The sequence below is a fragment of the Caproicibacter fermentans genome (assembly GCF_009746625.1).
In the GTDB taxonomy this organism is placed as follows: Bacteria; Bacillota; Clostridia; order Oscillospirales; family Acutalibacteraceae; genus Caproicibacter; species Caproicibacter fermentans.
In genome coordinates this window covers 55376-79074 of record NZ_VWXL01000069.1, presented here as the reverse complement: position 1 = coordinate 79074, position 23699 = coordinate 55376, and the positions used below count along the sequence as shown (strand labels likewise).

The window sequence follows — 23699 nt, the reverse complement described above, 5'->3', positions numbered from 1 at the left end:
ACGTAATTTCCTCGGAATAGCCGATGCGGCGTTCAACTGGACGCCTGCTTTGCTATACTCTTTCTGGACCATCTGTTTTTTACCACCATCCTCATTTCAGGCTTGACTTTTAATAGTTAATCTTTCAAATAGAGCCGCGCAAACCATCCGGTCTGACGCGGCTCCGAGCTATACGGCCGAAAAACAAGATTGTTGATTGACCCGCCGTGCAAAACGGCAAAATCCGTTTGCTTTGCCGAACGGACGGGATGGAAAAGGTTCCCCGAAAGCGAAATTCGAAAATCCAAACGCATAAACGGCGCAGCGAAAAACCGAATGGCTCTCAGCCCGCGTTCTGGTAGGTTTTGCTGGGAATGTCGTCTTCAAAAATAAACTTCGCGATGTCTTCCTTGCATTTGTCGAGGTTGGGAACCAGCACGTCCGCGCCCGTGCCTCCGAGCATGACGGTTTCAGAGGTGTATTCATTATCCCCCGGGATCCGGTCCTGACTGATCGGGTAATTGAGGTAAGTCAGGGAATTGGAGGCCATGGAGAGAATTTCCGCTTTTGTCATGTTGGTGGTAATAAGATACATGGTATCGGCCAGGGCGCTGTAAATCGTCGGCAGGCTGGAACCCTTCAGGGAATCCACGATGCTGGAAAAGACCTTGCGCTGCCGCTCGGTGCGCTCGAAGTCGTCGCCGATTGCGCGGATGCGCGAGTAGTAATGCGCCTGCGCGCCGGAAAGCGTAAACGTGCCGGCGGTCAGGTTGCGCCGGGGATCGCCGGAGTACTGGTTGACCAGCTTTGCCTCCGCCGCGGTCAGCGTGATTTTCACGCCGCCGAGCCGGTCGATGATTTTGTTGAACGCGTCGTTGTCGATGATCACATAGCGGTCGATGTCCGCGCCGAAATTCGACTCCAGAGTCCGCACGACGGACTGCGCTCCCTTGATTTTTCCGCCGGCAAGGCTGTACGCCGCGTTCAGCCGGTTATTCCCGATGCCCGGAATCGCGACGTAAAGGTCGCGCATAAACGAGGTCAGCTTGATTTTTTTGTGCCGCGTATCGACCGAGACCAGCATCATGCTGTCGCTGCGGCCCGTGTCGTTCGCCTGGTAGTTGTCCACGCCGAGCAGCAGGATGTTAGTGATGGCGTCGTCGTGGTACAAGCCTCCCAGAACGCCAGCTTTGGCGTTGTCGGCCTCGCCTCCCGATTCGTTTTCAAACAGGGACCCGGTAGCCTGGGAGCTGTCTTCTCCCTCTGCGTAATTGATGCGGTTCAACAGGCTGTCCGCGTAAACGCAGCCGATTCCCGCCGTCAGCATGAGTAAACTCAAAATCAAAATTGAGACATTTCGAAGCGTATGCCTTTTTTTTCCTATCATTTCATCGATCCCTTCATTTTCCCGTTTATACACAAGCCGCTCAATTCAAAAATGATGATTTTGGCCGCATTTCGCCGTATGGGCGCGAAAAACCCTTAACCGTAATAGTATAAAGAAAAGGCTGCGCCATATAATTACTGAAAGAAAATAAAAAACTTAATTTCTGGAAGAACTGGTTATTCCTGCTCGTCCAGAGTCAGGCTGAACGAGGGCAGGAATTCTGCCATAAAGCAGTCGGCTTCCGGCAGGCGCAGCGACGCGACGGCGTCGCGCAGAGCGGTTTCCGCGCTGGAAAATTCCATGTTCCCCATTCTTTTTTCCTCCACGCACTTAATGACCGCCGAGATTTTGTCGGCCGCGTGAACCAGCGGAAGCAGGCCGCGGTCTTCGGGGGATTCGGCCGCGCCGAGGAGCGGGCGGTAGGAGTCCCGCAGGTCTTCCGGAAGAAATCCGAGCAGACGGTCGCGCGCGACCGATTCCACTTCCCGGTAGGCGGAGCGGATTTTCGGGCTGAAATATTTGACGGGCGTCGGCATGTCGCCCGTAATGATCTCCGTGGAATCGTGAAACAGCGCCAGCGCGGCGGCGCGGCCCGGGTCTGCGCTGCCGCCGAAGCGGGTGTTGCGCAAAACGGCGAGCGCGTGCGCGATCACGGCGGTTTCAAAGCTGTGCTCGCACAGGTTTTCCTGCCGGGTGTTTCGCATCAGACCCCACCGGTTGATGTTTTTCATCCGGGATAAAACGGCAAAAAAATGGAACACGGTCATCCTCCCTTTTCCATACTCTATTATCATACCGTATTTTCTCATATTTTCAATACAAAAAATTCATAGTTTCAACAGGAATCTTTCTTGTTTCATCAACGCGTTGTGTTATAATATGGAACGACATCGGTACTTGGGAGGCGGAGCAGTGGTTAAAATTCACAGCCTGAGGGGGAACGGGACAAGGGAGTATTTTTTCAAGGCGTTTTTTTACGGCCTTGCCGTTTCTTTTCTTTTTTTTATTCCATTTATCCTGTTTGACAACGGTTATTTTCTTTTTTACGGCGATTACAACGTTCAGCAGGTCCCTTTCTATCAGATGTGCCACGACGCGGTCAGAAGCGGCAGCATCGGGTGGAGCTGGACGACCGACCTCGGAGCCAATTTTATCGGTTCCTACACGTTTTATCTTCTGGGAAGCCCGTTTTTCTGGCTGACGATTCCGTTTCCAAGCTGGATGGTGCCGCACCTGATGGGCCCGCTGCTGATGCTGAAATTCGGCTGCGCGTCGCTCACGGCGTTCAATTACCTGCGGCGCTATGTCCGCGACCCGGATTACGCCGTGGCGGGCGGAATGCTGTACGCGTTTTCGGGCTTTTCCATTTACAATATTTTCTTCAACCATTTTCACGAGGCAATTGTCTTTTTCCCTCTGATGCTCTGGGCGCTGGACGAATACATGTACAAGCGCCGCCGCGGGGTTTTCGCGCTCTCCGTATTTCTGTGCGCGATGGTCAACTGGTACTTCTTTGTGGGACAGGTTGTGTTTGTCCTCCTCTACTGGTTTGTCCGGCTGCTGAGCAAAAACTGGACGCTTTCGGTGCGCGACTTTCTGCTCCTTGCGTGCGAATCGGTCATCGGCGTGCTGTGCGCGTCGGTGCTCCTGGTGCCCACCGTCCTCGCGGCGGTGCAGAATCCGCGCGTAAACAACCCGCCTTCCGGCTGGGGAACGCTTCTGTACGACTGGAACCAGCGGTATCTTCACATTCTGGAATGCTTCTTCTTCCCGCCGGATATTCCCGCAAGGCCGAATTTCACCCCGAACTCGGAGGCAAAATGGGCTTCGCTCGGCGCGTGGTTCCCGCTGCTGGGCATGACGGGCGTGTTCGCGTTTGTGCAGGCCAGAAAAAAGCACTGGGTGAAAACGCTCGTCTGCATCCTGTTTTTCATGGCGTTCGTCCCGATTCTGAACGCGGCGTTCCAGCTGTTTAACATGTCGTATTACGCGCGGTGGTTTTACATGCTGACGCTGATGCTGGCGCTGGCGACCGTGCTCGCGCTGCAGGACCGGCGTTCCGACTGGCCGCGGGCGATTAAATGGACGCTGGGCGTCACGCTTGGAATCGCGCTGCCGATCGGCCTGATGCCGAACAAAACCTCGAGCGGAAAGACCGTGTTCGGGCTGGAGGATTATCCGACCCGTTTCTGGCCCTATGTGGCTATCGCGCTGTTGAGCCTTGCGCTGCTGACGCTCTCCTTCCGGTTTTACCGCCGCGACAAAAAGCAGTTTGTCCACTGCGTGATGGGCGGCATTTCTCTGATTACCGTTGTTTACGCGGCCTATTTCATCGCGCTCGGCAAAACGCAGAGCGACGACACGCACAAGTGGATCATCCCGTATTCGCTGAACAAGGGGGCGCAGATCGATCTGCCGGATTCCGACCGGTTCAGCCGGATCGATATTTTCGACGGCATGGACAACCAGGCCATGTACTGGCAGAAGCCGACGATTCAGGCCTTTCACAGCATCGTTCCCGGCTCCATCATGGAGTTTTACCCCAGCATTGGCGTTCAGCGCGACGTCGGCTCCCGCCCGGAGGTAAAATACTACGGGCTCAGGGGTCTGACCAGCTGCGAATGGCTGTTCGATCCCTCCGACTCCGGGAAAAAGTTTACCGGTGAGGACGGGACCCCCGCGATGCCGGGCTGGAGCTATTACGCGACGCAGAACGGATGCGACGTTTACCGGAACGATTATTTTATCCCGATGGGCTTTAGTTATGACAGCTATGTGACCCGGAGCGAATACAACGCCCTCGCCGAGGAGGACCGCAACCTGCTTCTGCTGAAAGCCGTGGTGCTGGAGGATGCGGACGTCGGCCAAGAAGCGCGGGGGCTGAATCATTTGGACCCGGAGTCCCAGGATTATTCGCAGGACGCCTATTTTAGGGACTGCACCGAACGGGCGGCGGAGTCGGCGTCCTCGTTCACGACGGACAGCGGCGGATTTTCGGCACAGGATACGTCGGATCAAAGCCGCCTGGTGTTTTTCAGCGTTCCGTGGGAAGGCGGCTGGAGCGCCGAAGTAAACGGCAAGCCCGCGGAGATTGTCAAAGTGAACGTGGGCTTCATGGCCGTGCGGGTTCCGGCGGGAACCTCGCGGATCCGTTTCAATTATAAGACCCCCGGCCTTGCGATGGGCGCCGCCGCGACGGGCGGAGGAGTCCTTCTATTTGTGTTCTATTACCTTATAACCCGGCGGTATGACCGCGGACAGCGCAGGAAAAGGAAAATTTACAGGGTGGTAAAGCTCCGGCTTCCGAATTTTTCAAACATGACGGAGAGAATCCGCCCGGCCGGGCCGAATGGGCCTGACCCGAAACCAGAAGACGAAATTCATGAGACGCAAAGGTAGGTTTAACGATGTCTGTACCGGTAGTATATTTTGTGATTCCCTGTTATAACGAGGAACAGGTTTTGCCGGAAACGGTGAAACGGCTGACGGAAAAACTGCACGCCATGATTTCCGCCGGGCTGGCGGACCCGAAGAGCCGGATGCTCTTTGTGGACGACGGCAGCCGGGACGGAACCTGGCGGATGATTTCCGAATTCTGCGGCGCAAACAAGCTGGTCAGCGGGATTAAGCTGGCGCACAACCGCGGGCACCAGAACGCGCTGCTGGCCGGCCTGATGACGGCGCGGGAGTTCGCGGACTGCGCGGTCAGTCTGGACGCGGATTTGCAGGATGATGTGGACGTTCTGGACGAATTCGTCAAAAAATATCTGGAAGGCTGCGACGTGGTTTACGGCGTGAGGAACAAGCGCGACACCGACACGGCCTTTAAGCGGATGACCGCTCTCGGCTTTTACCGCTTTATGGCGGTGCTGGGCGTGGACGTGGTTTATAACCATGCGGATTACCGCCTGATGAGCCGCCGCGCGCTCGACGCGCTTTCGGAGTACCGCGAGGTCAACCTGTTCCTGCGGGGGCTGGTGCCGCTCATCGGCTACCGCAGCGCGGTCGTCACCTATGACCGGCACGAGCGGTTCGCGGGCGAGTCGAAATATCCGCTCAAAAAGATGCTGGCGTTCGCGGTGGACGGAATCACGTCGTTCAGCGTGAAACCCCTGAAGCTGATTTTTCATCTCGGCGTTCTGGTCAGCCTGATCGGCTTTGTCGGCACGGCCTGGGCGGGGATCGCTCATTTTGCCGCCGGCTGGGCCGGCTGGCTCGCGGCGTTCTGGTCGCTGTGGCTGCTCGGCGGCCTCATTCTGCTCGGAATGGGCGTTGTAGGCACTTATCTCGGCAAAATTTATGCGGAGGTCAAGGCAAGGCCGCGGTATAAGATCGAAGAATTCAAAAAATGACCCTCCGGTCGGGACGGAGGGTCGGAACTCCCAAAAGGCTGAAACCGTGAACGCCGCAGATGTGGCCCGCCCGGACGGACCGGCAAAAAAAATCAGGAGCACAGCGCCCGCCGAACGGGCGCCGTGCTCCCTTTTGCCGGCAAAAACGCTCCGCGCGCGCCGGGTATGGTAGGGGTTGCATTACTTTTTCCACAGTTCTTTTCACAAACATCAGTTTTGCCGGCGGGGAACATGCCGCCGCGTGCCTGCCGAGGAGTTCACCCTTTGCGAGGCGCGGCGTTTGTTACCCGCAAGAAAACAAAAAGCGCCGGTACGGAAAAGGGTCATTCCATACACCGGCGCGCGCGCAATCAGGTTGTGGACCATCTTTCTTCCCTCTGTACAAAAACGGAAAAAGGAAGTATAATGGTTTCTGCAATGCGCGGTGAATTCCGTGGTATATGGAGGCTGGTGCTCCGTATGCAGGGAATGGGGTGTTTGCCCACTCCATTCCTGCATTGCGCTTTTTATTTGCCTTGCAATCTCATTATAATCCTTTATTTTCCAAAATTCAACTAAATATTTTTATCGTATGAAAGCGGAGGCGGTTCGTCCTTTTTTTGTTTTACTTTCTTTAATAATTTATTTCAGCCGCAGCGCGGCGCCTTTTTTATTTTTGGGGCCAAGTGCCCCTTAACCCTCATTATTTCTTATTTTCTCTCTGTCCTCAGGCCGGACGGGGACGCAAAGCGGCTTTTGCAGCCGCAGCGAAGAAGTATAATTCTTATTTAGGGCTGATTGCCCCTTAACAATAATTTCTTCAATTTATTCAGTTTGTCCTCAGGCCGGACGGGCCCCTACTTTCGTCCTCAAACGAAAGTAGGCAAAGGTTGAGTAGGGGGGACTTCAACTTCCCGTCGAGGAAGGTACCTAACCGTCCCCCCTACACCCCCGGCACCTGTCAAGGGGCCCGCTCCAATTCTCCAGTGTTGTGCTTTTCATTGACGGTTCCCATTCTTTCCCTAAGTGCTCAATATGGAGGCACACAGGAAATTGAAAGTCATTAAAGTTAACTGTTTCAGCGCATAGAGAATCCACAGGCGTAATAGCAAGTTTTTCTAAGATGAATGAGATTGGAATACCTACGGCTTGAGTTAAGGCAAGCCAATGAATTGCAGTTTCCCTAAAATAAAGCAGTGGCTTTCACTTCGGAGCCCCCGTCGTCAATAAGAAGCAGAGTGCTTTAAGAACATTGCTTTTCCCGTTGACAGGTGCCGGGGGGCGTCGGGGGGGACGTTTGGAGCCCTCCCTACGGGAGTTTGAAGTCCCCCCCGACCCGTACTTTGCATACTTTCGTACGGGACCGAAAGTATGGGCCCGCACGGCCTGAGTGCAAGGTAAATAAATAGAAATAATTTGGGTTAAGGGGCACTTGGCCCCAAGAAGAATTAAAAAGAATAAAATAGAAGGATTAAGGCCGCGTAGCGCGATAGCCGCTTTGCGTCCCCGCCCGGCCTGAGGACAGGCTTATTTCGGTGAACCGAACGGAATCAATTCGCTTTTTTTCAACCGGCTCGCGTCGAATCGGAAATGCCCGCTGATTTCGCCGTAGCGCGTCAGCGCGTCCTCCTCGCGCTCCGGCTGTCCCGCGTTGTGGAGCAAATAGGGAATGCCGCTTTTGTCCCTGCGGTCGGAGATGATCCCGATGTGATGGGTCCCGAACGTGACGATGTCGCCGGGCTGCCACTCGGCGATCCGTTTCGGGTCCGTCGTCAGAGAAACGGCGTGCCGCTCAAAATAGATTTTCAAAACGGCCGTGCGGCGGAAGTCGATGTTGGGGTCCGGCTTTCCATCGACGGGATAAGCGGGCGTGTGCTCCGCAATATCCCGGTCCACCATGTCTTTCAGGCAGTACCCGGCGTTTTGGAAGGCGCGCCAGACAAGGTCCGTGCAGGCGCCGGAGCCATCCGGCGGGTATCCGCCCCGGTAGTAGGAATTGTCGTATTTCGGTTTGTCCTGCGCGTCTTTGCGGGCGCCAAGCAGAAAATCGGTGTAATCGTCCGTGCCGTTTCCATTGAAATCCACTGGGCTGTGAACGGTCTGAATCCCGAAGTCCTCAGCCGATCGATCCTCCTTCGGCGGTGTGCCGCTTTGCCCCGGCGACAGGCTGCCGCCGCCGTTTTGCGGGCGCAGCCAGAGGACGGCAAGGCAGGCCCCGAAGGCAAGCGCCGCGATCAGGATGAAAAGAATAAATCGGCTTCGGCGAATCGCCATAAAAAGTCCCTCCCGCGGGCCGGTCATCGGCCCTGTTTTTTGTCCGGAGGAGAAAGCAGAAGCCTGGTTTCCCCGGGGTTCAGGGTGACGAGCTTGGAAGCGATGCGGGGATGCTTGAGTCGCACGCGGACCATGTCGCGCAGGGCCTGCCCTCCGTTGTAGCCGTGGATGACCCGGATTTCCCTGACCTGCGGCCCGGCGTGGGAAAGAAGATGCTCCAGACGGCGCTTTGCGTCCTCCGCCGTCAGGCCGTGAAGATCCGCTTCCAGAACGGAACCTGTCTTTGAAATATGCATGGCGATTCACCTCTCCGAATTTATTATAACACGGAGTGAGAAAAAAGGGACGAAGCATGCCCCGCACGATTGGATTTTTATATGGTTTCTGATATAATGGGAATGGTCGGGGGTGAGACCGGTGAAAGTGGTTGATTTGCGAAATCTGTTTACCAGCAGCAATGTGTCGCTGATCGAATTTGACGGCGATAAAATCTATTATGCTGAGGAAAAATCGGAGGAAGGGCATAACAGCCTCTTTCTTCTCGAATACAACCTGAAAACACGCCGGGAGCGCATTGTCGCGAATTATTTTTTGACGGACCCGGCTTATGTGCAGCATTTTTTCAGCTTCCCGGAAGACCTTGTCATCGTCATGGAATCCGGAGAAAGCACGGTCTGGATTCTGCGCGTGGACAAGAATACCGGAGCGGAAAAGAACATGGCCCGGCTGAACTTCATCGGGACCTTTGCCGAGTGCCGCGCGCTGGATGAAAGCCATGTGCTTCTGTACACATCCGCGAATGAAAGGCATCGGCAGCTGTTTCACGAATATAAAAGACTGACGGGGCTTTCCCGGGTTGCCTATCTGTACGACCTGGAGGAGGGCCGGTACTATTACGCCCGCGACCCGCGCATCTGCAACGGGAACGCGGGGAGCCTGCTTTCCTATGACCAGAGCGGGGAACGGCAGCTTCTGGTGCTGCAGCCGCACGGGGACGAGGAGGAAAAGCTGAAATGCTTTCACAATATGCGCTGGCTGGGCGACAATATCAACGACAACGTCTGGCTTTGCCCTCTGCTCGACTTTATCGTAGCCGTCAAGGCGGGGGAGGAATGCGTTCCCCTTGAGCTCATCCTCAGCGCGGGGACCAGCGGCCTGGTGCGCTATGTCGGGATGGACGACGGCAGTCTGTATTTCCGCGCGCGGTATTTCCCGACCGGGGACCAGCGCCTGTGCGCCTATGACAAGCAGACCGGGCGAAAATCGGTTGCCGCGACGCTCAGCCTGGGGCAGGACGAAGAGGACGCCCTCTTCAGCATCGACCCGCAGGGGGGGCGCGCCTACCGCATTGCGGAGGGCGACGGCTTCTGCGAGGTGACGGGCGTCCTGAATTCGAAGATTCACGCCAAATATCCCGGCGATCTTGGCAAATTTGTAACCTGCGTGGACGATCGGTTCATCATCGCGCGTTACATCCTTTCAGACGGAAAGGATTCGTTTGAATTCAATTCGATTTATGACGTGGAAAACGAAACGCAGAAAAGCTATGAATGCCGCTGTGCGGTGAAGGGCGGCACGGTCGTGCTGTACTAGAGGGCGCCGCGTAATACACAACGGAAAAAAACGAACTGCGCTCCCGCCGGAGCGCAGTTCCTACAGGGAAGCGCGGGATTACAGAAAATACCGCGCTTCCTTTTTCTGCTTGCTTTCCCTTTGGAGAAACCGGCCCGGCAGGGAACCAAACCGGAACTGAACGGCGCGTGCGCCCTTGGGACAGGCTCTGACGCACGCAAAGCATCGAATGCAGGCTTTTTCGTCGATGCGGAGCGTGTTCGGGTCGATCGCGCCCATCGGGCAGATACGCGCGCATGCGCCGCACCGGGGACAAAATTCCAGCTGGAAACGCGGAGGGCGCGCGAAGGCCTTTGCGGCGCTCTTTGGCAAAATACGTCCGGGCAGCGGGATTTTCCCTTTCGGAATCAGAAAGGACAGGGCGGAAGCGTCCTTTGCCGCGAAGAGTTTTTGCGTGATTTTTCGCCCGAATTCCTGCGCGGCGGCAAGATCCTTTTCGTTGGGGCGGCCCGCCTCAACCGGAAAATCCGGGGTGGAAAAGGAATGCTGGCCGAGAAAGGCGCCCGCGGCGGCGGGAACGAAACCGCGGGCTTCGGCGATTTCCGCGAGCTCGTTCAGCGTGACGCCGTAATCAATGCCGCCGTAAACGGCGACAAAAACGGCGGGCCTGCCTCCTCCGTCCATTCCGTTCAGGCAGGAAAGCAGAAACGCGGGGACTCTGCCCGCGTAGACCGGAACCCCGAGGATCAAAAGGTCGGCGCAGGCGGCGGGGAGCGGGCCGCGGTTTTCTTTCCGGGTCAGATCCGTTTCCCGGAGAATGGAAGCGCCGGTTCCCTCCGCGACGGCACGGACGGTTTCGCGCGTTGTGCCGGTGGGAGAGAAATAAATCAGTTCGACAGTTTTCAGTTCCATGTTACACCCGATTTCGCTGTGTTGGCTGCCCATATTTTACCACGATTTTCCCGCCGCGGCAAGGAACCGGGGACGCAAAGAGCCGCCGGAAAGCGTCTGCTTCCCGGCGGCTCTTTCAGATCGGGGGAACGGCGGTTACTTTTCCGCAGCGAACATGGACGGGTCGTAAGAATCGATCGCCTTTTCGTTTATGGTCACTCCGCTAATAGAGTCTGCTTCCTTGGAAATCTCGTCGGAAAATTCCTGCCCCTTGTAATCGGCAAGCAGGTTGTTCCTGCCGTCGTCGGTTTTCATCTCATCGGCGGTCTTCTTTGCAATATCGTTCTTGGTTGCGAGAATGTAGAGGTAGCCGCTGGAAATCTCGGCCGCCTTGGTTTCGCCGGCTTTCATTCCGTCGAGCAGCTTGACAAGGTCGTCCGGATAACCCTGAAGATTTGTCTTGAGGTTCGCGGTGTCGTTCTGAACCGAAATGGTGGAGTCAACTGATTTGTATGCGTCGGCCGCCTGCTGCAGCGTCATGGTTCCGGCGCTGATTTTGGAGGCGTAGTCGTTGAATTCCGCTTCGGCCTTTTTCTTTTCGCTGTCGGTGAAAGAAGCGGAATAGTTTCCGCTCGAATCCGTTTTATAAAGCTTGCACAGCACATAGGAAAAATCGGTGTAGTTCTTTTCAAAGAAACTCTTCAGCTCGTCGTCGGGAACCGCCTTGGCTCCGCTTTTGCCATAGGTGGCCTGAAAAACCTTCTGGTATTTCGCGCTGTATTCCGCCGCGGCGAGCTGATAGGAGCTTTCCGCAATTCCGTAGCCCTCCAGCGTGCTCTTGTAGTTAGCCCACGAGCTGTCGGTGTTGGTTTTGATGGATGCCTTTTCGGCGTCCGTCAGCGTCAGCTTCAGATCCTTCATTTTCCGGTCGATGACGAAAAGCGATTTTGTTGAATTCAGCGCTTTTTCGCGAATCCACGTTTTGGCGTCCTTGCCGTCGATTTTCCGGTCCAGCACGGAAGATTCCGCGGCCTGGGAGGAGGCGCTGCCGGCGGCCGTATCGCCCGTCTGGCTGGAAGCGCTGTAATACGCGGCGTACAGCTCATAAATATAGCTGCCGATCGGCACGGTCAGGCTGTCGTTTTTCGCGGCCCAGCTCTTGTCGGAGGAACACGCGGCCGTGGAGGCCAGCATAACCACGGCAAGGAGCAGCGCGGCGACCTTTTTCATTCTTTTCATTTGACACACTCCGATATTCTTAACATTCTTCCCAAAGGCTTTGTTTCATGATTGCAATTATACACTTTTTCCGGTATCCTGTCCATGCTTTTTTCGGGCGGCGGGGTATTCTCATCCGGATTTCATCCGTCAGGAAGGAGCTTCCATCAGCCTGAGCGCCTGCGACAGCGTCTGCAGCGGCGTTTCGTCCGGGGCGATCTTCACGCTGACATAAGGCTTCGCGCCCGCGTTGAGCAGAACCCTGCCGCGCAGGGCGGAAACCAGCGCGCCGACCTTTTTCATGTCGATGCGGTCGGAGTAGAGGAAGATCGAGCTTTCCTGCTGGCGCACCTCGCGGATGCCGAGACGGGAGGCGACGTTGCGCAGAAGCGCGATGTCGATCAGGCCGTTCACGCTGGCGGGCGGTTCGCCGAACCGGTCGATCAGTTCGTCCGTGACGTCCAGCGCGTCCTCCCGCGTGCGGATGTCCGCGATGCGGCGGTAGATGTCGAGCCGCTGGTTCAGGTCGGCAATGTAGCTTTCCGGGATATGCGCGGTGACCTGCATGTCGACCAGGCACTCTTCGCCGTATTCCTGCACCGGCTTGCCCTTTGCGCGGTCGACGGCTTCGCCCAGCAGGTGCAGGTACATGTCGTAGCCGACGGCCTCCATGTGCCCGTGCTGCTCGCCGCCCAGAATGTTCCCCGCGCCGCGGATTTCAAGGTCGCGCATTGCGATTTTGAACCCGGAGCCGAACTCCGTGAACTGCCGGATGGCGGAAAGGCGCTTCTGCGCGATTTCGGAGAGCGCCTTGTCGCGCTTGAAGGTCAGGTAGGCGAACGCCCGACGGCTGGAACGCCCGACGCGCCCGCGGATCTGATGCAGCTGGGATAGGCCCATGTGGTCGGCGTTGTCAATAATCAGCGTGTTGACGTTCGGCACGTCCACGCCGGTTTCGATAATCGTCGTGCAGACCAGAACGTCGATCTCCTGCTCGATCAGGCGACGCCAGACCTCCGAAAGCTCCTGCTCGTTCATTTTTCCGTGACCGTAGCCGACCTTCGCTTCCGGAATTGCCTGCTGAATCCGTGTTGCGACCTGCTGGATGCTTCCCACATCGTTGTGCAGATAGTAAACCTGCCCGCCGCGCCGCAGCTCGCGGCGGATGGCTTCAAAGAGGATGCCGTCGTCATGCTCCAGCACATAAGTCTGCACCGGGTGCCGGTCGTGCGGCGCTTCTTCAATCACGCTCATGTCGCGGATGCCGGACAGCGCCATGTTCAGCGTCCGGGGGATCGGCGTCGCCGAAAGCGTGAGGACGTCCACGTCCTTGTAACGCGTTTTCAGCCGTTCTTTCTGCGCGACTCCGAAGCGCTGCTCCTCGTCGACGATGATGAGGCCCAGGTTTCGGAATTCCACATCCTTGGAAATCAGCCGGTGCGTGCCGACGACCATGTCGATTTCGCCGCGGGCGAGCTTTTTGATGATTTCGGCCTGCTCCTTTGCCGAGCGGAAGCGCGAAAGCAGCTCGACGCGGATGGGGAACCCCTCCATGCGGCGGGTGATGGTCTGGTAATGCTGCCACGCGAGAATCGTCGTGGGCACCAGCATCGCGCACTGCATGGAGTCGGTGATGCACTTGAACGCGGCGCGCAGGGCCACCTCCGTTTTGCCGAAGCCGACGTCTCCGCACAGCAGGCGGTCCATCGGCGCGCTCTTTTCCATGTCGGATTTGATTTCCTCGATGCAGCGGAGCTGATCTTCGGTTTCCTCAAATTCGAAATGCGCTTCAAAATCACGCTGCCATTCGGAGTCCGGGGCAAACGCGTGCCCTTTGGCCTGCATGCGCTGGGCGTACAGGCGGATCAGGTCGTCCGCAATGTCCTTGACGGCGCGGCGCACCTTTGCCTTCGCCTTCTGCCAGTCGCTTCTGCCCAGACGGCTCAGTCGGATGGTGGCGTCCTCCCGCGGGCCGATGTATTTGGAAACCATGTCGAGCTGTGTCACGGGAACATACAAAAGGTCGTTTTTGGCGTAGCGCACCTTGATGTAGTCTTTGACGACGCCGTTCATGTCGATTTTGTGGATTCCCTCGAACACGCCGATGCCGTGCGAGGCATGGACGATGTAGTCCCCCGGCGTCAGATCGGAGATGCTGTAAATCGCTTCGCCGCTTTTTTTCTTTTTCTGCTTTTTCACATGGGGGAGTACCGCGCGCCCGTGGGTGATCAGGCCGAAAAAAGCCCCGGGGTACTCAATCCCGCCGGAGAGCGCGCCGAGGGTTACGACCACTTCTCCGCGTTCGATTTTTTTCGGGCTTTCCACAAACGCCGCGTTGATTCCCTTTGCCTGAAGGTCCGCCGCGACGTTGCGCGCCGCGCGTTCGGAGCCGCAGAGCACGGCGCAGGCCCAGCGGTTGAAGAGCATGTTCTGAAGATCCTCGGTCAGAAGCTGGATGCTGCCGCCCCAGGAGGAAAGCTGGCGCGCGTTCATGCCGATCAGGGTGCGCACCGGCGTTTCATAGCCGCCGTGGACAAACGCGTCCAGGTAAACCGCGCCGAAGCGCTCGAACGCCGCGAGCGCACAGGCCCAGTCCCCGCTGTAGCTGTCCAGTCCCCGGCACAGGGTGCCGTCCGAAAGAAGCTCCCTGAGATCCTCGCCCCACTGCCACAGCACGCTTCGCATCCGTTCCCGCAATTTGACCGGTTCGCTGACAAACAGCAGCATGTCCTGCGAAAGATAGCTGAAAAGCGTCGCTTTTTCTCCATACAGAAGGGGCAGGTATTTGTCCGCGCAGCCAAGGTGAACTCCGTTGTTCAGCTTGTCGGCCTGTTCGTTTAAAACGGCCCTTGCCGCCGGCGCGGCCTTGCCCCTCAGCTCGGACGCAAGGCGGCGGAGCTGTTCGGCCAGAATCTGCGGATGCTCGATCAGCGCTTCTGCGGCGGGTTCGATGGTCGCCGAGGGAATGGATTCCGTCCGCCGCTGGGAGACGGGGTCGAACAGGGAGAGGGAGTCGACCTCCTCCCCGAAAAATTCCGCGCGGACCGGCGCTTCGCCGCCCGGCGGATAAAAGTCGAGAATTCCGCCCCGCGCGGCGAACTGCCCCGCGCCTTCTATCTGGGCGGCGCGCTCGTACCCGCAGGCGGAAAGGACGCCGAGCACCCGCTCCATCGGAACGCTTTTGCCCGTTTCCAGCGTGACGGTGCGGCGCCTGAGCTCGGCGGGCGGAATGGTGAGCTGAAGGGCGGCGTCAATGCAGCAGACAACCGCGTCGCAGGTGCCTGAAATCAGGCGCTCCAAAACCTGCAGCCGCTGGTGTTCGTATTCGTGGGAGCTGCCCTCCGCGTCGTGGAACGAAAAGTCGCGCGCCGGGTAGAACAGGGGCCTCAGGCCCATCGCCGTCAGGTCGGAGCACAGGCGCTGCGCCTCCGCTTCGTCTCCGGCGACGACGAAAGCCCTGCGCCGCCGGTCCGCGCAGAGCGAATAGATGATGTTTGCTTTGTGGACCCCGGATACCCCGGTTACCGCGGCGGGCAGCATCCGGCTGCCGACGGCAGACTCCAAATCCGTAAATTCCTTGAGTCCGCGGACGGCGGTTGTCAGAAATTCCATGAAACTCTCCTTATTCGAACCCGGCGGCAGTATCGGGACAGCTGCTGCCGGAATTGTTCTCTTCAATCATGACTGGAATCCGGTCGCCGGGGTTCAAAACAGGGCGTTCCCATAACAGGCCGCTGAATCCCTTGAAATTCCGTCCGCCAAATTCATTATCATAAAAAAACGCGCCAAGGGTGTCGCCTTTTTTCCCGGCGCGCCGGTCACATCATAAATTGCGCCCAAAATGGCGCAAATCAGCGCGAAGCATCCTGATATTGTTTTAGGCGACACGATTGTTCTCAGACTTACGGTCATCCTCCAATCTGTCAGTTACGGAGGAAAATCGGTCCTGCGGCATTATTTTCCGTTGTAGAGATTCATTGCCTCGGCGGCTTTGCCCTGCACTATCAGCGCGACGGCGTCGTTTGCGTGGGCGGCGGCCTCCTGGAAACGCTTGAGGTCGTCCGGCGAAAAGCGGGAAAGAACCCAGTCCGCAAGGTCCCACCGGCGGTCCGGGCGGTCGCCCGTGCCGAGCTTGATGCGCGGAAAGCAGTCGCTGCCGGAAAGGTAAATGATGTTTTTCATCCCGTTCTGGCCGCCGTCGCTTCCTTTCAGGCGGATGCGCAGCTTTCCGGGCGGAAAACTGATGTCGTCGAAAAGAACGACGACCCGTTCGGGCGGAATATGGTAAAAGTTCATCGCTTCTACCACGCTTTGCCCGCTCAGGTTCATATAAGTGCCGGGCTTTAAAAGCAGCACGTTTTTTCCGCCGATCCGCGCCGGCGCGCAGAGGCCTTTGAATTTCAGCCGGTCGATTTTAACCCCGGCCTGTTCGGCGATGTGGTCGACGGCCATGAACCCCGCGTTATGTCTCGTCCCGTCGTATTTTGAGCCCGGGTTGCCCAGGCCCACGACTAGGTATTCGACCGGCCCCGCCGGCTGGGGGCGGAGGTGCAACAGGTTGTTCAGCATAAAATTCTCCCTTGAAAAGAATGCGGAAACGGGCGGGACGGATGATCCGCCCCGCCTTGTTCCGCCGCCCGGGTGTGGCGCCCGGGCGCGATGCCCTGTATCGTAAGCTGTTCTTCCTGCCGGAATCAGACAAACATGGGGGAAACCGGTTTGTCTTCATAAATGCGGTCGATCGCTTCCGCAAACAGCGGGGCGACGGAGAACACCGTCATGTTCGGCAGCATTTTTTCCTCCGGGATCGGAATAGTGCTGAGCAGGAAGACGTTTTTGATCGGGCTGTTCTGAATCCGCTCGATCGCCGGACCGGACAGAACGCCGTGCGTCGCGCAGGCGGTCACCTGGGTCGCGCCGTTGTCCATAATGGCCTGCGCGGCGTTGCAGAGGGTTCCGGCGGTGTCAATCATGTCGTCCACCAGAATGATCTTTTTCCCCTTTACGCTGCCGATGATGTTCATCACCTCGCAGACGTTGGCCTTCTGGCGGCGTTTGTCCACAATGGCGAGCGGCACGCCGAGACGGTCGGCAAAGTTGCGCGCCCGCGTGACGGAGCCGAGGTCGGGGGATACCACGACGTATTCGTCGGCGTGCCCGGCAATCAGTTCCTTCATGTGGGAAGCGAGAAGCGGCACTCCAAGCAGATGGTCGACCGGAATGTTGAAGAAGCCCTGAATCTGCGACGCGTGCAGGTCCATGGTCAGAACGCGGTTCGCTCCGGCCGTGGTCAGAAGGTCGGCGCAGAGCTTTGCCGTGATGGGGTCGTGCGCCTTTGCCTTGCGGTCCTGGCGGGCGTAGCCGAAGTACGGCATGACGGCGGTGATTCTGGCGGCGGAAGCGCGCTTCATGGCGTCGATCATGATAAGCAGCTCCATCAGGTTGCTGTTGACGGGAGCGCAGGTGGACTGCACGATGAAACAGTCGGAGCCGCGGACCGAATCGTAGAGAGAAACCGAAATTTCGCCGTCGCTGAATGTGCCGACGTCGCTTCTGCCCAGAGGAAGCCCGAGGCATTTGGCGATCTTTTTAGCCGTTTCCTGGCTCGCGCTGGCGGCGAAGATTTTGATGTCTTTCCCATGAAAACTCATTTGTGTTTATCCCCCTAATTTTTGTCTGTCTTTGCCTGTTTGATCATGAATGTATATGGAGCAACGGTCTGCCCGGGTTGAATGGTGCACCCGCTGCACTGTACCGAATTGAGAACAGCGCCCTCGCCGACGGCGCAGTCGGTCAGAACGGTGTTCGGCCCGACGACGCAGCCCGCCCCCACCGAGGTTCTGCCGCGCAGGATGGTTCCCGGCAGAATGCTGACGTTGCGGCCGACGGAGACGTCCGGACCGATGATAACCCCGTCGCTGCAGGGGATATCGGTGCCCTCCAGAAGGTGGGCGGTCAGAATTTTTTCGCGCGCGATGCGGTTCAGCTCGGCAAGCTGAAGGCAGTCGTTGGCGCCCAGCACCGCCTGTGCGCTGCCGGCTTTGCAGGCGTCCGCCTCCGCGCCCCGTTCAATCAGGAGCCGCACGGCGTCCGTCAAATAGTATTCCCCCTGGGCGTTGTCGTTCCTGATTTCCGAGAGAATTCCCAGCAGGGCCTTTGTTTGAAACCAGTATGCCCCGGAATTGATCTCCGGAATCTTTTGCACTTCGGGGGAAGCGTCTTTTTGTTCCACAATGGCGGCAAGTCTGCCGGTCTGCGGGTCGCGCACAATGCGCCCGTAACCCGCGGGGTCGGGCAGCTCCGCCGAAATCACCGTAACGGCGTTTTCGTTTTCGCGGTGGATTTCGTAGGCGTTCCGGATTTCTTTCGGACTGACAAACGGGGAATCCCCGTTCAGGACCAGAACGCTGCCGCCGTCATTTGAGCGCAAAAAATCGGCCGCCATCATCACGGCGTGCCCGGTGCCCCTGCGCTGCGGCTGATAGACGGTGCGAAGGCCGGGGTCGTATTCGGACAAATATTGCTCCACCTGTTTGTGCAGGTGCCCGGTGACAACACACAGGCGCCCGATCCCCGCCGCCTTTACGGAATCGAGAACCCATTCCAGCATCGGCTTGAACAGGACGGGCGCGAGAGCCTTGGGACAATCCCGCTTCATCCGTTTTCCCTCTCCCGCGGCAAGAATCACGGCGCAATTTTCCTGTGGCATGCTGATTCCTCCGTATCTTGGGGTTTGCGTATTCATGTGTACCGAATTTCTTCGCTTCTATTATCTCATATTCAATTTTTTTTTCAAGCCATTTTGGTGTATCTGTTAAATTTTGTACAATGATCTGTTAAAAATCGATTGACTTATGTCATGATATGGAATAGAATGGAAAAAAGGAATTAAAGAATGGAAAACGATGGTGCCATCGGCATGATGAAGCTCAGGCAGCGCTTTGTTGAAAAGGGGATTTTCCATGAGGTTTTTTCATGCGGACTGGGTCGAGGTCTACCTTGGAACGGATTACGGGGAGTACCTTAGAAAGCAGACTCTTCTGCAAAACTCCGGCGTAAAATTCAAGGCGAAAACCAGAAGGAATTCGCGCCGGTTTTCCATAAATTTTCCGGGAGCCGGAAGTCTGGGACTCACCCGGGGGGGCCTCCGGATCAAGGATTATTATGTCATACTTGTCCCGCGCGAAAACGCTGTTTATGCGGGACGGCTGCTGGAATGACCGAAGCCGATGCGCTGGAATTTTCTGTGAAATCAGGGAAAAAATAATGTTTGTGATTTGGAAAAAGTTATAGCATTTGATTCCCGTATTTGATATAATACAGGTTGAGCGATTTGCGATCGTCCGCGAATGTTCAATACATTATTATAAAATCTTTTTCAGGAGGTAGTTTAATGAGCAATAAATTCCTTTATTATTTCTCCGAGGGCAGTGGAGCTTTTCACGGCGACATGACCACGATGAAGAATACCCTGGGCGGCAAGGGCGCGGGCCTGGCGGAAATGACCGCGGCCGGGATGCCGGTTCCGCAGGGCTTCACCATCACGACCGACGCGTGCACCCAGTACTACAAAGACGGCCGCCAGATCAATGCGGATATCGAAAAGGATATTTTTGAGCATATGAAGGGCCTGGAGAAAATCACCGGGAAAACCTTCGGCGACATCAGCAACCCGCTGCTGGTATCCGTCCGCTCCGGCGCGCGCCAGTCCATGCCCGGCATGATGGACACGATCCTGAACCTGGGCCTCAACGACGAATCCGTTGAAGGTCTGGCGAAAAAGACAAACAACGCACGTTTTGCTTACGACAGCTACCGCCGGTTTGTTCAGATGTTCGCGGACGTCGTCATGGGCGTTTCCAAGAGCCTGTTTGAAGAAGAGATCGATAAAATGAAGGCGGAAAAGGGCGTTAAGAACGATGTGGACCTGACCGCCGAAGACCTGAAAAAGCTGGTCGTTGTTTTCAAGAAGATTTACGAGGATAACGAGCACAAGCCGTTCCCGCAGGACCCGAAGGAACAGCTGATCGAGGCTGTTAAGGCTGTTTTCCGTTCCTGGGACAACCCCCGTGCAAACGTTTACCGCAAGATGAACGAAATTCCGTACGAGTGGGGCACCGCCGTCAATGTTCAGCAGATGGCGTTCGGCAACTCCGGCGACAACTCCGGCACGGGCGTAGCGTTTACCCGCAACCCGGCAACCGGCGAAAAGGCGCTTTTCGGCGAATACCTGATCAACGCGCAGGGCGAAGACGTCGTCGCGGGCGTCCGCACACCGTCCCCGATCAGCCATCTGAAGGACCAGATGCCGCAGGTGTACGATCAGTTCGTTGAGATTGCGACGCGACTTGAAAACCATTTCAAGGATATGCAGGACATGGAGTTCACCATTGAGGACGGCCACCTGTTCATGCTGCAGACCCGCAACGGCAAGCGTACCGCCGCCGCCGCTCTGAAGGTTGCATGCGACCTTGTGGATGAAGGCATGATCAATGAGGAAGAGGCTGTTCTCCGCGTGGAACCCAAGCAGCTTGACGCGCTTCTGCATCCTCAGTTTGACGCGGAAGTACTGAAAAAATCGAAAGAAATCGGGCACGGCCTCGCGGCGTCTCCGGGGGCTGCCTGCGGCAAGGTCGTCTTCTCCGCGGAAGACGCCAAGGAATGGGCCACGAAGGGTGAAAAAGTCATCCTGGTCCGTCTGGAAACCTCTCCGGAGGATATCGAAGGCATGGCGGTTGCGCAGGGCATCCTGACCGTACGCGGCGGCATGACCTCCCACGCGGCGGTTGTCGCGCGCGGCATGGGCACCTGCTGTGTGTCCGGCTGCGGCGAAATCACCGTCGACTACGACAAGAAGCAGTTTACTCTCTCCGGCAAGACCGTAAAAGAAGGCGACTATATCTCCATTGACGGTTCGACCGGCAAGGTGTACGACATTGCGATCCCGACCGTTCCGGCGTCCATTTCCGGCAACTTCGGCCGCTTTATGGCCTGGGCCGACAAAGCCCGCAAGCTGCAGGTTTACACCAATGCCGATACTCCGCGCGATGCGAAGCAGGCCCGTGAGTTCGGCGCGGAAGGCATCGGCCTGTGCCGCACGGAGCACATGTTCTTTGAGGGCGAGCGCATCAAGGCCATGCGTGAGATGATCGTCGCGAAGACGGTTGAGGAACGCAAAACTGCGCTTGCCAAGCTCCTGCCGTACCAGCAGGGCGACTTTGAGGGCCTGTACGAGGTCATGGAGGGCCGCCCGGTCATTATCCGTTACCTCGATCCGCCGCTGCATGAATTCCTGCCGACCAAGGAAGAGGATATCAAAGAGATCGCCGGCGAACTGAAAATCACCGTCGAAGAGCTCAAGAACGTCATCTCCAGCCTGCATGAATTCAACCCGATGATGGGCCACCGCGGATGCCGTCTGTCTGTTTCCTATCCGGAAATCGCGGAAATGCAGACCACCGCTGTGATCAATGCGGCAATCAACGTGAACAAAAAGCATCCGGAATTCAAAACCGAGCCGAACATCATGATTCCGCTGGTCGGCGAAATCAAGGAGCTCAAATTTGTGAAAGATATCGTAACATCCACAGCCGACAGGATCATCAAGGAAGCCGGCGTGGATCTGAAATATCAGGTCGGCACCATGATCGAGATTCCGCGCGCCGCTCTGACCGCGGGCGATATCGCCAAGGAAGCCGAGTTCTTCAGCTTCGGCACGAACGACCTGACCCAGATGACCTTTGGATTCAGCCGCGACGATGCCGGCAAGTTCCTCGATTCCTACTACGAGAACAAGATCTATGAATCCGATCCGTTCGCGCACCTTGACCAGGTGGGCGTCGGCAAACTGATCAAGATGGCGGTGGCCGACGGCCGCGCCACCCGCCCGGATATCCACCTTGGCATCTGCGGCGAACACGGCGGCGATCCGTCTTCCGTGGAGTTCTGCCATTTCGCGGGTCTCAATTACGTTTCCTGCTCGCCGTTCCGCGTGCCGATCGCGCGTCTGGCGGCTGCGCAGGCTGCAATTAAGGAGAAAAGGGCGAAAGCCTGATTTCTGCTTCTAAAGCTTTCAGTTTCCCCTGCGCGTAAACGCGCAGGGGAATTCTTTTCAAAAAAGGGAGGCCGGATCTGATGCTGAAAAAACAGGTGAAAATCCTGCTGATCGCAATGCAGCTGCTGCTGATTGGGATGCAGTTCCTGCCCGTCGGCAGGACAGCCGACACCGCAGGTTCCGGTGGCGCCAAGTCGCTGAGCGTTTTCAGTATGATTTCGCGATATGCCGGCATGGGGTTTGCAAACGACGCTCTGGTTTACCTGCTGCTTTCGTGCCTGCTTCCGGTTTTAACCATTCTGCTGCTGATTTTCCTGAAAACGCGTTACAATTACGGTACGGCGGCGGGCCTCAGCGCGTTTTACATGCTGGCGGCGGCATGCTTTTTCAGCGCGGCAAAGCGGAAGATGGTGGATTCCGTCATGCTGACGGGGCTGCACTACCTGATCATACTGGTATCGATTTTATCCCTGGCACTTGCCTCGTGGGGATTTTGTCTCTGCGCGCCGCCGTCCGACGCGGACTAAACCGATCCTGAAAAAAACACCTGAAAAGACTTGACTTTTTTCGCTGAATCTAATATAATAATAAAGCTGTCCAAAAGGGCAGCTTTCAGAATGCGCTCGTAGCTCAGCTGGATAGAGTGTCTGACTACGAATCAGAAGGTCAGGGGTTCGAATCCCTTCGGGCGCGCCAAATATGGTACTGGGGCAAAGTGAACATCATTTTGCCCTTGTTATCATAAAATCAAGTGTTCACGTTATGAGCATTTGATTTTATGATAACTCTCTGGCTGTTCTGATTGGTACAACCAAAGAGAACATAAAACTGCCTGTCATCCGAAAGCCGTTCCTGTGCAAACCCACATTTCTGGTGCAGATAAGTTGTTCACGTTATCAGGGAGTTCAGAGGTTGGCTCCGAGCTTTCATCACCTCTTTTATATATTTGCTCATCATCGCGCAACTTGAAATGGTTCGATCCAATAAACTCCGGTATTCTTTCGGCAAGCATATTGCAAGCAAATCAGCGCGAACATTTGAACTGGTACTTCAAATGTTGGTTTTGGTTTACTTAAAGTTTTCAAAGTGCGCCAACCTCACGCAACTGGCTTTTTAAGGTCAGAGACAAGAGGTACACAACCGGTCGTTGTGGAAATCGTGAACTGGTACGTCCACGATCTTGCTTTTGTAAAAAGGGATATAAAAAAGCAAGAGCCTGAACGCAGTCTGGATAAAACTGTTACGTTCAAGATTCTTGACAAGTATATGATTACCATGCTACCATTAATGTAACACAGAAAACCAACCCTGTTGATGACTAATTAGTCTTCGGAACGTAACGTATTTTTACGTTTTGATTAGTGTAAAGAATCCGCAAAATTCTTTACAGCTAATGTAAGTTATTGATAGGGTTATTTTATTTTCTCCTATTTTTATATCACTTGGGCCCATAAAATGCAGTATATTTCCACTTAACCTTTATTAAGAATTTTTAGGAAGCATAATGGCTTCCTTTATTCGTTATAGAAATTATAAGGCATTAACTTGGATGGTTACCGATGGGAACGGCCAATCCGGAGCATCGGAATCAGCATGACGGATCTTGTTCCGGACACGGTTCCTTCCCAGGGGAACCTGTACCGGGATGAGGCGGGCCGGGAACGGCTGAAACATCTGGACCGCGCGGTGGACCGGCTGAAAAACAGGTTCGGGAGTTTTGCGGTGCAGCCCGCGGTTCTGCTGAATAGAAAAGAGTAACGGACGCTTCCGAGATAAAAACCGGAGGCGTCCGTTTTTATGAAATGCGGAACTGGTTCCGCATTTTTAAGTTTTTCTTAGCATATTTCGTTGAATTTACTGTTTTGTGAGAATATAATGATAAAAGGAAGTATGTGCTAAGCATGGTTAGAGCTTCTGCCCAGGAGCCCGGCAACGACGTGTTTTAAGCAAAAATGCGGAGTTCGACTGCTGACAGAGACGGGCTATATCATGT

At 56.2% G+C, this 23699-nt stretch carries 17 protein-coding genes and 1 tRNA gene; 8 read left to right on the top strand and 10 right to left on the bottom strand.

Going from position 1 to position 23699, the window contains the following annotated elements; all coding sequences use genetic code 11:
- Positions 1-322: 322 nt before the first annotated feature.
- Together CAFE_RS12350 and yfbR are read right to left on the bottom strand one after the other, a co-directional pair.
- Positions 323-1366: an LCP family protein gene (locus tag CAFE_RS12350; RefSeq protein ID WP_066646585.1), complete on the bottom strand. Its 1044-nt coding sequence runs from the start codon at positions 1364-1366 to the stop codon at positions 323-325.
- A gap of 176 nt (positions 1367-1542) precedes the next feature.
- The gene (gene yfbR, locus CAFE_RS12345; RefSeq protein WP_066646584.1) at positions 1543-2133 is read right to left on the bottom strand and encodes a 5'-deoxynucleotidase; all 591 of its coding nucleotides are present in this window, start codon (positions 2131-2133) and stop codon (positions 1543-1545) included.
- Between the two features lie 145 nt (positions 2134-2278).
- On the opposite strand from yfbR, the gene CAFE_RS12340 reads away from it, so the two are divergent.
- Together CAFE_RS12340 and CAFE_RS12335 are read left to right on the top strand one after the other, a co-directional pair.
- Positions 2279-4765 (top strand): YfhO family protein, encoded by a 2487-nt coding sequence (locus CAFE_RS12340; protein WP_066646583.1) that lies wholly within the window; start codon positions 2279-2281, stop codon positions 4763-4765.
- A gap of 8 nt (positions 4766-4773) precedes the next feature.
- The gene (locus tag CAFE_RS12335; protein ID WP_066646581.1) at positions 4774-5718 is read left to right on the top strand and encodes a glycosyltransferase family 2 protein; all 945 of its coding nucleotides are present in this window, start codon (positions 4774-4776) and stop codon (positions 5716-5718) included.
- Positions 5719-7224: 1506 nt separating this feature from the next.
- Here the strand turns inward: CAFE_RS12335 and CAFE_RS12330 are convergent.
- Both CAFE_RS12330 and CAFE_RS12325 read right to left on the bottom strand, forming a co-directional pair.
- Positions 7225-7971 (bottom strand): DUF1287 domain-containing protein, encoded by a 747-nt coding sequence (locus tag CAFE_RS12330; RefSeq protein ID WP_156990821.1) that lies wholly within the window; start codon positions 7969-7971, stop codon positions 7225-7227.
- 23 nt (positions 7972-7994) lie between these two features.
- Entirely contained in the window at positions 7995-8267 is a 273-nt protein-coding gene (locus CAFE_RS12325) for a Smr/MutS family protein (protein WP_066646567.1), read from the bottom strand.
- A 121-nt stretch (positions 8268-8388) separates the two neighbouring features.
- Here CAFE_RS12325 and CAFE_RS12320 point away from each other — a divergent pair, with 121 nt between their 5' ends.
- The gene (locus CAFE_RS12320) at positions 8389-9564 is read left to right on the top strand and encodes a hypothetical protein (RefSeq protein ID WP_330593975.1); all 1176 of its coding nucleotides are present in this window, start codon (positions 8389-8391) and stop codon (positions 9562-9564) included.
- A 78-nt stretch (positions 9565-9642) separates the two neighbouring features.
- Here CAFE_RS12320 and CAFE_RS12315 read toward each other — a convergent pair whose 3' ends face one another.
- The 6 genes from CAFE_RS12315 to CAFE_RS12290 form a co-directional block, all read right to left on the bottom strand.
- The gene (locus CAFE_RS12315; RefSeq protein ID WP_066647076.1) at positions 9643-10455 is read right to left on the bottom strand and encodes an EFR1 family ferrodoxin; all 813 of its coding nucleotides are present in this window, start codon (positions 10453-10455) and stop codon (positions 9643-9645) included.
- Between the two features lie 135 nt (positions 10456-10590).
- Positions 10591-11673, bottom strand: coding sequence for a hypothetical protein (locus CAFE_RS12310; protein WP_066646563.1), 1083 nt, complete (start codon positions 11671-11673; stop codon positions 10591-10593).
- 129 nt (positions 11674-11802) lie between these two features.
- Positions 11803-15264 carry a transcription-repair coupling factor gene (gene mfd / locus CAFE_RS12305; RefSeq protein ID WP_156990820.1) on the bottom strand — a complete coding sequence of 1154 codons (3462 nt, stop codon included), beginning with the start codon at positions 15262-15264 and terminating at the stop codon, positions 11803-11805.
- Positions 15265-15606: 342 nt separating this feature from the next.
- Positions 15607-16221 (bottom strand): aminoacyl-tRNA hydrolase, encoded by a 615-nt coding sequence (pth, locus tag CAFE_RS12300; RefSeq protein ID WP_066646553.1) that lies wholly within the window; start codon positions 16219-16221, stop codon positions 15607-15609.
- Positions 16222-16346: 125 nt separating this feature from the next.
- Positions 16347-17303, bottom strand: coding sequence for a ribose-phosphate diphosphokinase (locus CAFE_RS12295; protein ID WP_066646551.1), 957 nt, complete (start codon positions 17301-17303; stop codon positions 16347-16349).
- A gap of 14 nt (positions 17304-17317) precedes the next feature.
- A complete protein-coding gene (locus CAFE_RS12290; protein ID WP_066646549.1) occupies positions 17318-18361 on the bottom strand; it encodes a sugar phosphate nucleotidyltransferase in 1044 nt (347 codons plus the stop codon).
- Positions 18362-18614: 253 nt separating this feature from the next.
- Here CAFE_RS12290 and CAFE_RS12285 point away from each other — a divergent pair, with 253 nt between their 5' ends.
- The 5 genes from CAFE_RS12285 (at position 18615) to CAFE_RS12265 (ending at position 23464) form a co-directional block, all read left to right on the top strand.
- The gene (locus CAFE_RS12285) at positions 18615-18872 is read left to right on the top strand and encodes a hypothetical protein (RefSeq protein WP_066646540.1); all 258 of its coding nucleotides are present in this window, start codon (positions 18615-18617) and stop codon (positions 18870-18872) included.
- A gap of 173 nt (positions 18873-19045) precedes the next feature.
- Complete coding sequence (gene ppdK, locus CAFE_RS12280; RefSeq protein ID WP_156990819.1) at positions 19046-21706, top strand: pyruvate, phosphate dikinase; 2661 nt, start codon at positions 19046-19048, stop codon at positions 21704-21706.
- Between the two features lie 80 nt (positions 21707-21786).
- Positions 21787-22233: a hypothetical protein gene (locus CAFE_RS12275; protein ID WP_066646533.1), complete on the top strand. Its 447-nt coding sequence runs from the start codon at positions 21787-21789 to the stop codon at positions 22231-22233.
- Positions 22234-22325: 92 nt separating this feature from the next.
- Positions 22326-22402: transfer RNA gene (locus tag CAFE_RS12270), tRNA-Arg, on the top strand.
- 849 nt (positions 22403-23251) lie between these two features.
- On the top strand, positions 23252-23464 hold the full coding sequence (locus tag CAFE_RS12265; protein WP_156990818.1) for a hypothetical protein: 213 nt from the start codon (positions 23252-23254) through the stop codon (positions 23462-23464).
- Positions 23465-23699: the final 235 nt, after the last annotated feature.